General features: G+C 34.1%; 6 protein-coding genes and 3 pseudogenes. 8 read left to right on the top strand and 1 reads right to left on the bottom strand.

Annotation, left to right across the window (positions count from 1 at the left end; genetic code table 11):
* Positions 1-37: 37 nt before the first annotated feature.
* A pseudogene (locus G9F74_RS06710) lies at positions 38-211 on the bottom strand (siderophore biosynthesis protein); the annotation flags it as partial.
* Between G9F74_RS06710 and G9F74_RS30390 the strand changes: the two are divergent.
* From G9F74_RS30390 to G9F74_RS06670, 8 genes and pseudogenes are all read left to right on the top strand, one after another.
* Positions 207-278, top strand: a pseudogene (locus G9F74_RS30390) (DUF4352 domain-containing protein); the annotation flags it as partial. The pseudogenes G9F74_RS06710 and G9F74_RS30390 overlap by 5 nt on opposite strands.
* Before the next feature lie 369 nt (positions 279-647).
* Positions 648-1,091, top strand: coding sequence for a MarR family winged helix-turn-helix transcriptional regulator (locus G9F74_RS06700; RefSeq protein ID WP_001205523.1), 444 nt, complete (start codon positions 648-650; stop codon positions 1,089-1,091).
* Positions 1,092-1,209: 118 nt separating this feature from the next.
* The gene (locus tag G9F74_RS06695; protein WP_000417545.1) at positions 1,210-2,265 is read left to right on the top strand and encodes an LLM class flavin-dependent oxidoreductase; all 1,056 of its coding nucleotides are present in this window, start codon (positions 1,210-1,212) and stop codon (positions 2,263-2,265) included.
* A gap of 592 nt (positions 2,266-2,857) precedes the next feature.
* Entirely contained in the window at positions 2,858-4,261 is a 1,404-nt protein-coding gene (cydA, locus tag G9F74_RS06690) for a cytochrome ubiquinol oxidase subunit I (protein WP_016108204.1), read from the top strand.
* Positions 4,248-5,264 carry a cytochrome d ubiquinol oxidase subunit II gene (cydB, locus tag G9F74_RS06685; RefSeq protein ID WP_000950090.1) on the top strand — a complete coding sequence of 339 codons (1,017 nt, stop codon included), beginning with the start codon at positions 4,248-4,250 and terminating at the stop codon, positions 5,262-5,264. The genes cydA and cydB overlap by 14 nt, the downstream gene beginning before the upstream one ends.
* The gene (gene cydD, locus G9F74_RS06680; protein ID WP_016108205.1) at positions 5,264-6,985 is read left to right on the top strand and encodes a thiol reductant ABC exporter subunit CydD; all 1,722 of its coding nucleotides are present in this window, start codon (positions 5,264-5,266) and stop codon (positions 6,983-6,985) included. Before cydB ends, cydD begins: the two co-directional genes overlap by 1 nt.
* Positions 6,982-8,706, top strand: coding sequence for a thiol reductant ABC exporter subunit CydC (cydC, locus tag G9F74_RS06675; RefSeq protein WP_000073464.1), 1,725 nt, complete (start codon positions 6,982-6,984; stop codon positions 8,704-8,706). Before cydD ends, cydC begins: the two co-directional genes overlap by 4 nt.
* 299 nt (positions 8,707-9,005) lie before the next feature.
* Positions 9,006-11,567: pseudogene (locus tag G9F74_RS06670) on the top strand (glycosyltransferase).
* Positions 11,568-11,746 lie beyond the last annotated feature (179 nt).

The raw sequence follows: 11,746 nt of genomic DNA, 5'->3' as shown, positions 1-11,746 counted from the left end.
AAGTAAAAAGGTTCAAAATGGATTTTTCTTGGTTATCTTATGTATACTCAAAACAAATTACTGCTTTTCTTAATTCTTTATTGAAGAATAAGTATATACGATCTGCACCATAAGCTTGAAAATAATATCCTGTAACAAATCCAACATACGTAAATGGATGACCATATTCATCTTTTGGCACATATAGAAGATTAGTATAGTCAAAAGATTCAAATCTTCAATTAATTTATAGACCTGATGTTATGTCTAAGGAGGAAGTAAAAGTGGAACTTAAGTAATTTATCCCGTAAAAGCCCGATGGGTGTAAACAAGGGTCTCTTATGCAAACCTATACAAGTTTTACATGAAGACGGTAATCTTGAATGAATTTACGGTACGATAAAAGAAAATAATAGGTTAGATGGTGTGAATTTCAAACATACCGTTTTGGAAAACAAAAATAAATGCATGATAAGGATTAGGCGTTGGAGCTTAATCCTTTTTTTATGGAGATGTAGAGAATGGTAAGTAGACCTAATACTACACGAGTAATACCTTTGGTTAAGTTCAAGTAAGTTGAGTTATATAAAAAAATGTAATTATCACTTGCATTAACATCACTTGCGTAGTAAAGTGATAATAAGATAAACGCTAGGAAGTGATAAAACATGCGTGATAATACGATAGGATCGTTAATATGGTTACGTTTAATACGATTTACGAATCAAAGTAATCAAATGTCAAATGAATTTTTAAAACGGTTTGATTTAACGACAGCCCAATTTGATGTCCTTTTGCAAATACGGACATATCAGCCGTTGACACAAATGGAGTTAGCTGAAAAGGTTACTGTTACGCAAGGCGGTATTTCTCGAATGTTAACTCGTCTTGAAAAAGAAGGATATATTGTGCGAAAACAAGATTGGAAAACAAAAACAATTAGTCTTACAGAGCAAGGAGAAGCAGCTTTAGAGAGAGCATTGCCAGAGCAACTTGCATTTCAATCTTCGTTTTTTGATGATGTATTAAATGAAGAAGAGCAGAAAATATTATACGAGCTGATGACGAAAGTTCATAAGCATAGTGAAAAAAAAGAATTACCGCAAGAGTAATTTTTTTATACTATCAATTGACTAATCAAGTGAGGGCGTAGGTAATACGGAGATACACTTGACTTACCAACGTTTTTAGAAAAAAACTAATACTACTTTATTAAAGGGGAGAGTAACTATGGAAAAATACCGTATAGATACAAGAAAAGGAATTGAGTTTGGATTATATTCAATCGGTGATCATGTTTTAAATCCACATAATGGGGAGAAAATTACGCCAGAGAAAAGAATTCACGAACTAATTGAAACAGCTAAGTTAGCAGATGAGGCAGGGCTTGATGTGTTTGCTGTCGGCGAAAGTCATCAAACACATTTTACAACGCAAGCTCATACAGTTATTTTAGGTGCGGCCGCGCAAGCTACGAAAAATATAAAAATTGCAAGTTCCGCAACGATATTAAGTACATCTGACCCAGTTCGAGTATATGAGGATTTCGCTACCATTGACTTGATTTCTAATGGTCGTGCTGAAATCGTAGCTGGTCGTGGATCTCGTATTGGAGGATATAGTTTACTTGGTTACGATGTAAATGATTATGAAGAGTTATTTGAAGAGAAGATGGATCTTTTATTAAAAATTAATAAAGAGGAACATGTCACATGGAATGGGCAGTTCAGAGCACCACTTGAGCATGCTTCAGTTATTCCTAGAGCTAAAAACAATAACCTGCCAATTTGGCGTGCGGTTGGTGGACCGCCAGCTAGTGCAATTAAAGCAGGACGTGCAGGTGTGCCAATGATGATAACAACACTTGGTGGTCCAGCAATTAACTTTAAAGTGTCAGTAGATGCTTACCGCGAGGCTGCTCAGCAAAGTGGATTTGATCCAGCTAGTTTACCAGTTGCGACAACGAGTTTATTTTATACGGCAAAAAATTCACAAGATGCACTTAGTGAATATTACCCTCATATTAATGCTGGTATGCTTACACTGCGCGGTGGTGGGTATCCGAAACAGCAATTTACAAATGCAATAGATTACCGTGATGCTTTAATGGTTGGTAGCCCACAACAAATCATTGAGAAAATGCTTTACCAATATGAATTGTTTGGCCAACAACGCTTTATGGCACAAATTGATTTTGGCGGTGTACCATTTGATAAAATTGAGAAAAATATTGAATTAATTGCTACTGAAATTTTACCAGCCGTTAGAAAACATACAGCAAAATAAATAAAAAAACTGAGAGTCTAATTGACTCTCAGTTTTTTATTTGTTCTGGAAAAATGACAAAAAAATGAACTTTTAGTCGAGGGAGAGGGAAGCGATTTTTCTATTTTTGAATAACATTATTTCGAGTTTGAATTTTGAAAATACATTTTTCTCTTGACAAAAAATAAGCATTTATCCAGGGTGATTTCGAGGACATTCTTCCGGGTAAAAGTCAAGTGTATGAAGAAAAAACGATTGTTTTATAGATATAAAAGTAAGCCGTATATTGAAAAAACACATTCTGCTAATGAGAAAAATCTGATTCAAAAAAATGACAAAAGACATATTTCAGACAAAATGATGTCAATAATACGTCAAAAATAACCTGAATTTACTATGCAGGTATATTATACAATTCGATTAACGAATCAAAACACTACAGAAATAGTGAAAAGATAAAAATAGCATTGCGATAGTTTGAAAAACTGAAATTTTGCATTTTTCGACAATACATACAAGATGTTTTTGTCTTTTCGCATTTCTTAATAATTGAGTTTTTTAAGATTGCTCAATTAATTTTAATTATAAAAACTATGAAGGAAGTGATTTTAGTATGGAAACGCTCGAATTGGCACGAATACAGTTCGCATCAACAACGATTTTCCATTACTTTTTTGTTCCGCTGTCAATTGGTTTAGCTTTTATTATTGCAATAATGCAAACGTTGTATGTGGTAAAAGGACAAGAAGTATATAAGAAGATGGCGAAGTTTTGGACGCAATTATTCCTTATTAACTTTGCAGTAGGTGTAGTAACAGGTATTTTACAAGAATTTCAGTTTGGTATGAACTGGTCCACATATTCACGTTTCGTAGGTGATGTATTTGGTCCATCACTTGCAATTGAAGGATTACTAGCATTTTTCATTGAGTCTACATTTTTAGGTTTATGGGTATTCGGTGAAGATAAATTACCGAAGCGAATTCACTTATTATGTATTTGGCTCCTTTCAATTGGAACAATGTTATCAGCGTTTTGGATTTTAACTGCAAGTGCATTTATGCAGTCACCTGTAGGGTATGAAATGGCAGCAGATGGTCGTGCGCAAATGAATGACTTTTTAGCGATTATTCAAAATCCACAATTATGGGTACAGTTCCCGCATACAATTACAGCGGCAATTGCAACAGGTGCATTCTTTATTGCGGGTGTAAGTGCATGGAAAATTACAAAAGGACAAGAAACTGTAGTATTTAAAAAATCTTTCCGAATTTCTATCATTGTTGGAACGATTACAACAGCGCTTGTACTGTTCTTCGGTCATGCACAAGCACAACAATTAATTAAGACACATCCAATGAAAATGGCTGCAGCTGAAGCGCTATGGAATACGAGTGAGGATCCAGCGCCATTTACAGCATTTGCGAAAATTGATACAGAGAAGAAAGAAAATTCATTTGAAATTCAAATCCCTTATATGCTAAGTCTATTGTCGTATGATAAGTTTAGCGGTCAAGTTGAAGGGATGAATCAAATTCAAAAACAATATGAAGAAAAATATGGACCTGGAGATTATATTCCTCCAGTGCATACGATGTTTTGGAGTTTTAGAGCAATGGTAATGAGTGGAACATTCATGTTACTTCTAGGAGCTTACGGATGGTTCTTATCAAGAAAAGATCGTTTAGCTGAAAAAACGTGGTATTTAAAAGTAATGGTGTATGCAATTTCTCTTCCGTTCATCGGTAATACAGTAGGGTGGATTATGACTGAAATGGGTCGTCAGCCTTGGGTAGTATTTGGTGTAATGAAAACAGAAGATGCTGTATCACCAAATGTAACATTCGGTGAAGTATTATTCTCACTTATTTCATTCACATCAATGTATTTAATTATGGGTGGAATTTGTGTGTACTTATTTGTTCGTACTATTAAGGGACATACGAATAAGAAAACGAAAAAGGATTATCAAAGCCATGATCCATTTGATAAGGAGGAAGAGTATGTTATCTCTTAATGAGTTGTGGTTTTTAGTTATTGCAATCTTATTTGTTGGATTCTTCGTACTGGAAGGTTTCGATTTTGGTGTAGGAATGGTTTCAAGGTTTTTAGGAAAGAATGATTTTGAAAAACGAGTTTACTTGAATACAATAGGACCGTTCTGGCACGCGAATGAAGTATGGCTTGTTTGTGCTGGTGGCGCTATGTTTGCGGCATTTCCGCACTGGTATGCAACTTTATTTAGTGGTTTTTATGTTCCCTTTGTATTTATGCTACTTGCTTTAATTTTAAGAGGTGTTTCCTTTAAATTCCGGGCGAAAATAGATAATCATAAATGGAAGAGTGCATGGGATTGGGGTATGTTTATTGGAAGTATGCTACCTCCGATCCTTTGGGGAGTTGCGATTGCAAACTTTATGGTAGGTGTACCTATCGATGAGAGTAAAAATGTTGTAGGTGGATTCTTGCAATTACTTCATCCATTTGCGTTACTTGGAGGAGTAATGTTCCTTCTGCTATGTATTGTTCATGGACTACAATTCCTTACAATACGTACAACGGGTAAATTGAGAGAACGTGCACGAATTGCTGCAATAAAAATTGCACCATTTTCATTAATAACACTTCTTATTTTTGCTGGTATAGGGTTATGGAAAACCGATATTTTCACTGCCCATGGTACAGAATGGATTATGGTACCAATTGGAGCTTTTGTAGCACTATTAGCGTCCACTTTATTAAATAAAAGAAGAAGAGATGGTTGGGCTTTCTTTATGACGAGTTTAACAATCATTTTACTAAGTGCGAGTGTATTTATCGGTATGTTCCCACGTGTTATGATTAGCTCTTTAGGAGCAATGAATGATTTGACAATTTACAACGCAGCATCAGGAGCTTATGCATTAAAACTTATGACTTACTTTGCGATTGCTATTTTGCCTTTCGTTATCGGAAGTCAAATATGGAGTTATTATGTATTTAGACAACCTGTTAAGTCAGACAACGATTTGGAGTACTAATGAAAAGAAAAAGAGGACTTCCGTCTTACCCCGGTAGCCGTATGTTATATGTAGCGTTAACGATTATTAGTATTTTAGAAGCTTTTAGTATTATTGCGCAAACAGTGTTTTTAGCGAGAGCTATTACGTTTTTATTTAATGGAGAAACAGTGCAATCTGTGTTGAATGAAACTGTTTATTTTGGGGTCATGTTTGCAGCGCGCCACATGTTGGTTCGAATATCACAAATTTTAGTGGAACGTTTCGCTGAAAAAACAGGATCGTTGCTAAGAAAGCAATTAATAGAGGCATATTTCACGTTAGGACCAAGATATGTTCAAACTGTCGGAACAGGTCATCTGGTTACCTTATCGATTGAAGGGATTGAAAAATTTAAAACATATATTGAATTGACAATCCCTAAAATGATTAGAAGTAGTATCGTTCCGGGATTAATTGTACTATATGTTTTTACGCTGGATATTAAGTCTGGAATCATTTTAGTTGTAACGATTCCTATTGTAATCATATTTATGATTCTTTTAGGATTAGCAGCGCAGAAAATGGCTGATAGTCAATATGAAACATATCGTGTACTTTCTAATCATTTTGTAGATACGTTAAAAGGGTTAGAAACATTAAAGTATTTAGGGAAAAGTAAACAGCACGAAGGAAAGATTGAAAAGGTTAGTAAAAGATATAGAAAAGCAACGATGCGTACTTTGCGAGTTGCTTTTCTTTCTTCTTTTGCATTAGATTTCTTTACAAGTTTATCAATTGCGTTTGTGGCAGTAGGTTTAGGAATTCGTTTAATAGACGGAACGATTCTTTTATTGCCTGCTCTTACAATATTAATTTTAGCTCCGGAATATTTTCTACCGATTAAGCAAGTTGGAGCGAATTATCATGCTACATTAGATGGCCAACTTGCGATGGAACAAATAGAGGGAATTCTACAGCAACAAAAAGAAATAGAAAAGAAAGATTCAAATGTAGATATAGTATGGAATTCTTCAAGTAGCTTGAAATTACAAGATGTAAAAGTAAATAACGATGAATCTAAAAAGACTATAATAGAGGGAATTGACTTTGCTTGGCAAGGTAACGGTGCTATAGGCATTATTGGTGAAAGTGGGGCAGGGAAATCAACGTTAATCGATGTGTTAGCAGGATTTCTCTCTCCGTCCGGTGGGAAAGTGTTAGTAAATGGTGTGGGAATTGACGGATCTACTCGTGAAGATTGGCAAAAAAATATTGCTTATATTCCACAGCAACCATATATCTTCCCACTTTCATTAAAAGATAATATTTGTTTCTACGAGACAAATACAACGGATGAAGAAATGAAGAAAGTTATTCATGATGTAGGGCTTAGCTCACTCATTGCATCCCTTCCAAATGGGATGGATGAAAGAATTGGAGAAGGTGGACGTATGCTTAGTGGCGGACAAGAACAACGTGTCGCTATGGCGCGTGCACTTTTAAGTAAAAAACCAATCATTTTATTAGATGAACCTACGGCGCATCTTGATATTGAAACTGAATTTGAAATAAAGCAATCGATGTTACGTCTGTTTGAAGGCAAGTTAGTATTTCTTGCAACACATCGTCTGCATTGGATGAAACAAATGGATCATATTTTTATTTTAAATAAAGGGAAAATTAAAGAAAGTGGAACGTATGAAGAACTGTTAAAGAAAGAGACATTACATTTTCATAGGGAAGAGAGGGGAGAGAAATGAGTAACTGGATTAAACCTTATATACAGCAAAATAAAGGTAGAATGACTTTAACTATTTTCCTTGGGCTTCTTGGAGTTAGTTCAGGTGCGATGTTACTTTTTATTTCAGGTTATTTAATCTCTAAATCTGCTCTTAGACCAGAAAATGTAATGGCTGTATATGTTCCGATTGTTGCAACACGTGCGTTTAGTATAGGGCAAGCTGTTTTCCATTATATAGAGCGTTTAGTGGGACATGATGTCGTACTACGCATATTAGAACGAATGAGAACGAAACTATACAGAATAGTAGAACCACAGGCGTTATTTTTCCGTTCGCGATTTCAAACGGGTGATGTGTTAGGCGTACTATCCGAAGATATAGAGCATTTACAAAACCTATATTTACGTACAATATTCCCTAGTATATTAGCACTAGTTGTATATAGCATTTTCGTACTTGTTATCGGTACATTTGACTTCGTATTTGCACTGATTGCTGGTTGTATGTTAGCTATTATCGTTTTTCTTCTTCCATTCGTATCATTACTATTGATGAGGCGACATCATGTTACTTTAAAGCAGGGAAGAAGCCGTTTGTATCAACAACTAACAGACGCAGTCTTTGGATTATCGGATTGGCAGGCAAGTGGTCGAAAAGATGAATTTATTAATGAGTATGTAGAGCAAAATGATCGATTGTTAAAAACAGAGAAGAGATTGAAACGCTGGTATCATATTCGAGACAGTCTCATTCATTTAGTAGTAGGTATTGTAGTTATTTCAATGATTATATGGACTGGGAATGAAGCGGCAAGTGAACAGATTGCACCTACAGTTATCGCGGCCTTCGTATTAATGACTTTATCTGTAACGAATGCGCTTATTCCGATTTCAGATGCCATCGATCGAATCCCATCTTATGTAGAATCTGCTCATCGTCTGAATCGTGTAGAAAGTGATAGTGTTTTACATGATGAAATGGATTTGCATGAAGATAAGGATTACGGTGCACCAAAACATGTAGATATTGAACTGAATCATATATCGTATAGTTATCCAGATAGTAACGAGACTGTATTAAAAGATATATCGTTACAAATAAAAGCAGGAAAGAAAATTGCCATTTTAGGTAGAAGTGGGACAGGGAAATCTACTTTACTAAAATTGTTAACAGGGGCGTTAAGTCCGGTACATGGCCAAGTTTTATTGAATGGTGAACAAGCGCATACGAATCTTTTATCCAAATATATTTCCGTATTAAATCAAAAACCGCATTTGTTCGATACGACAATTGGAAACAATGTGCGAATCGGTAAACCAGAGGCTAATGATGAAGAGATATGGAACGCTTTAGAGAAAGCACAATTAGCTTTGCATATCGCTTCTCTTCCAGATGGATTACAAACAAAAATGCATGAAATGGGGAAGAGATTTTCTGGTGGAGAAAGACAAAGGGTTGCTTTTGCTAGAACGCTTATGCAAGAAGCGCCGATTATTGTACTTGATGAACCTACTATCGGGTTAGATCCAAAGACAGAGTTATCTTTAATAGAAACAATGTTTTCTGCAACGGAAGAAAATACAGTCATTTGGATTACGCATCATCTTGTAGGAATTGAACATGTAGATGAAGTTATATTCCTTGATCGTGGTCAAATTGTAATGCAAGGAAGTCATGAGCAATTACTTAAAGAAAATGAGAGATATCGTATGCTTTATGAGCTAGATAAAGGAATATAATTTGATTAAGTACTTATCGTAAAAATAGCTGCACCTTATGGTGTAGCTATTTTTTGTTAAGAAATATATATTCATTTCAACGTATAGATTTATTTGGCTCAATACTGTTTTAGGATGGTAGTCATTATGAATGGAAAACTGTAAATCAAATGTCTGTATTATTGAATGTGTATATATAGGAGTGAAAAGTAGGATATTTTGTTACGCGCTTGCATAAAAGTATAAAGGTTCCATACGGTTTTAGTCATGTGATTTTGTGTCGCGTATATAAATAATATGCGAAAAGGTGGAGGAATAAGATGAGAGGTCATTTTGAAAAAAGTAAAGAGGCGATAGATCGAATGCCATTGGTGAGTGTATTAATTCCTACTTATAATCGTCCTCACTACTTTGAAAAAGCATTATGTAGTGTGTTAGAACAAACATATCCTAACATAGAAATTATTATTGGAGATGATAGTACGAATGACGAAACAGAAAAGGTATTACAAAAATATTTGTGTAAGTATTCAAATATTAATTATATAAAAAATAGCTCAACTCTAGGGCAATTTGAAAATGCACTTATGTTATGTAATGAGGCGAACGGCGAGTATATTAACTTTTTAATGGATGATGATATATTTCATGTTAATAAAATTGAAAAAATGATGAAATATTATGTCAATGATTTAAATCATGAAATTAAGCTCGTAACATCCCATCGCCAAGTAATTGATGATGAAGAGAACGAATTAAGACATATTTATTCAACAGTACGTCTATTTGAAAATGACACAATAGTAGATGGGGTGGAATTAGCAAATAGGGTAATTGTAAATCAAAAGAATTATATAGGAGAACCTACAACGGTATTATTTCGTAAAAATGATTTGAAAGAACCGTATGGTATGTTTGATAAAAGGAGGTATCTATGCAACGTAGATATCGCCTCATGGTTATCCTTATTAAGTAAAGGAAAAGCAGTATATATGGCGGAGACACTTAGTTACTTCCGATTACATCCAGGTCAACAGTTAAATGAATCTAATAAACTTATGGATGGATTAGAAGATTTTTCACATAGTATTATAGTTGGAGAAAAATATGGTTTTTTAGCTAATGAAACAGAGTTAGACAAAGCAATAACTAATTTTCTAGACTATGCAAGAAGAATAGTTCCATCATCACTATTATATACATTAGATTTTTATCAACAAATTAAGCTAAAGAAAATTAATATAGAAAAGAAAAAATAATATATGAATTATAACTCTCATTTACCGAAAGTTAGCATACTTATTCCTGCCTACAATAAACCTCATTATTTGGAATTAGCTCTCAAAAGTGCTTTGAATCAAACATATGAAAATATTGAAATAATAATTTCTGAAGACAGTACGAACGTTGAAGTTCACGCGATGATCCAACCATATTTACGTGAATATGAATGCATTACATATGTTAGAAGTGAAACCCCATTAGAAGCTGAGAACTTTAATAAATGTATAGAACTTGCAACTGGAGAGTATATAAACTTTTTATTAGATGATGACTTATTTCATCCTGAAAAGATTAAAAGAATGATGAATTGTTTTTTTAGAATAGAAAACATTTCGTTTGTGACATCATATCGGGAACTAATTGATGAGAATGGAGAGGTTTTACCACCATCAACATTGAATATGAAAATTGCCAAAGAAACTACACTTTTTGAAGGGAAAGAATTAGGGAATTATATGTTAAAAAACTTGAAAAATGTAGTTGGTGAACCTACAACAGTTCTGTTTAATCGGAAGTTTTTTGGAGGGGAGTTTGGTTGTTTTAAGGGGAAAGCTTATTCTGCTATTCATGACATTGCAACATGGCTCGATATGATGAAGAAAGGTAGAGTCGTTTATATACAGGAACCTCTTAGTTATTTTAGACAGTATAGTGGACGAAAGCAAAAGCAAAAGCAGTTTATATTCATGACAATTGAGGAATGGATTGAATTAATAATAGATGCATATAATAGTGGATTTTTAAATGATGAGCAAGATTATAAAGAGTGCTTGACTTATTGTTTGGAAAATGCGGTGTTCATAATGAAAGATGCAGTAAGAGGTGGGCAATTAAATGAAATTGATAATGGAAAGATAGAGAAGGCACTAAATAAGGTAGTTACTCGTATATTTGAGAAAGAAGTATGTTATTGTCAATATTGCAATCAACAATTTGCAAAATTTTCCCCTTGGCCAGCACATTACGATTTTCCAAAATATAAATTCGAGATGTGGAATAAAGATACGGGGATTTGTCCGGTATGTGATTCGATGGACCGTGAAAGGTTATATCGTGTTTATATTGAAATGGAAACTGATTTATTAAGTGGAAATGATACTGTACTTCATATTGCACCGGAAGCAAAGGTAAGAGGATGGTTTAGTCAGTATAAAAACATTACATATGTATGTGGAGATATTGAACCGAAGGATCCGTTAATGAAAGAAATAGATGTTACAAGAATTGTATATGAAAATAACACATTTGATGTGATTTTATGTAACCATGTATTAGAACGCGTTTTCGATGATGAAAAAGCGATGCGAGAGTTATATAGAATATTAAAGCCAAATGGATGGGGAATTATTCAAGTGCCAATCGTAATGAATGTAGATTCTATTATAGAGAATGAATTAATTGTAACACCGAAATTAAGAAAATTAGCTTTTGGTCATGAAGATCATGTAAGAATTTATAATCAATCAGGATTTATTCAACGATTAATGAATGCAGGATTTAAGGTGGAACTGTATAACATAGCTGAAAAACAAGGAATGAAAAGCGCTAAGAAATTTGGGTTATCTGAAACAGATATGCTCTATATTGTCCGAAAATGATAGGCAAGAGATGTGTATTGAGGGGAAGTGATATCCCCCATCTACAGGGGGGAAGGACCTTTAAAATAACGTTTTGAAGAAGCGTTCATTCTTTAAAAAAAGAATGAATGCTTCTTATTTTAATTATAGAGCAGCGTGTATCGTATTTTTAGGTTTTAAATTTAGTTGACCAAGGCAAT

This window comes from Bacillus sp. EKM202B (assembly GCF_011066025.1).
Classification (GTDB): Bacteria; Bacillota; Bacilli; order Bacillales; family Bacillaceae_G; genus Bacillus_A; species Bacillus_A toyonensis.
The sequence above is the reverse complement of the archived record's forward strand: the minus strand, read 5'-3'. Positions and strand labels throughout refer to the sequence as shown.

Coding starts and splice junctions, on each gene's coding strand:
- G9F74_RS06700 (WP_001205523.1), top strand. CDS start 648: ATGCGTGATAATACGATAGGATCGTTAATATGGTTACGTTTAATACGA.
- G9F74_RS06695 (WP_000417545.1), top strand. CDS start 1,210: ATGGAAAAATACCGTATAGATACAAGAAAAGGAATTGAGTTTGGATTA.
- cydA (WP_016108204.1), top strand. CDS start 2,858: ATGGAAACGCTCGAATTGGCACGAATACAGTTCGCATCAACAACGATT.
- cydB (WP_000950090.1), top strand. CDS start 4,248: ATGTTATCTCTTAATGAGTTGTGGTTTTTAGTTATTGCAATCTTATTT.
- cydD (WP_016108205.1), top strand. CDS start 5,264: ATGAAAAGAAAAAGAGGACTTCCGTCTTACCCCGGTAGCCGTATGTTA.
- cydC (WP_000073464.1), top strand. CDS start 6,982: ATGAGTAACTGGATTAAACCTTATATACAGCAAAATAAAGGTAGAATG.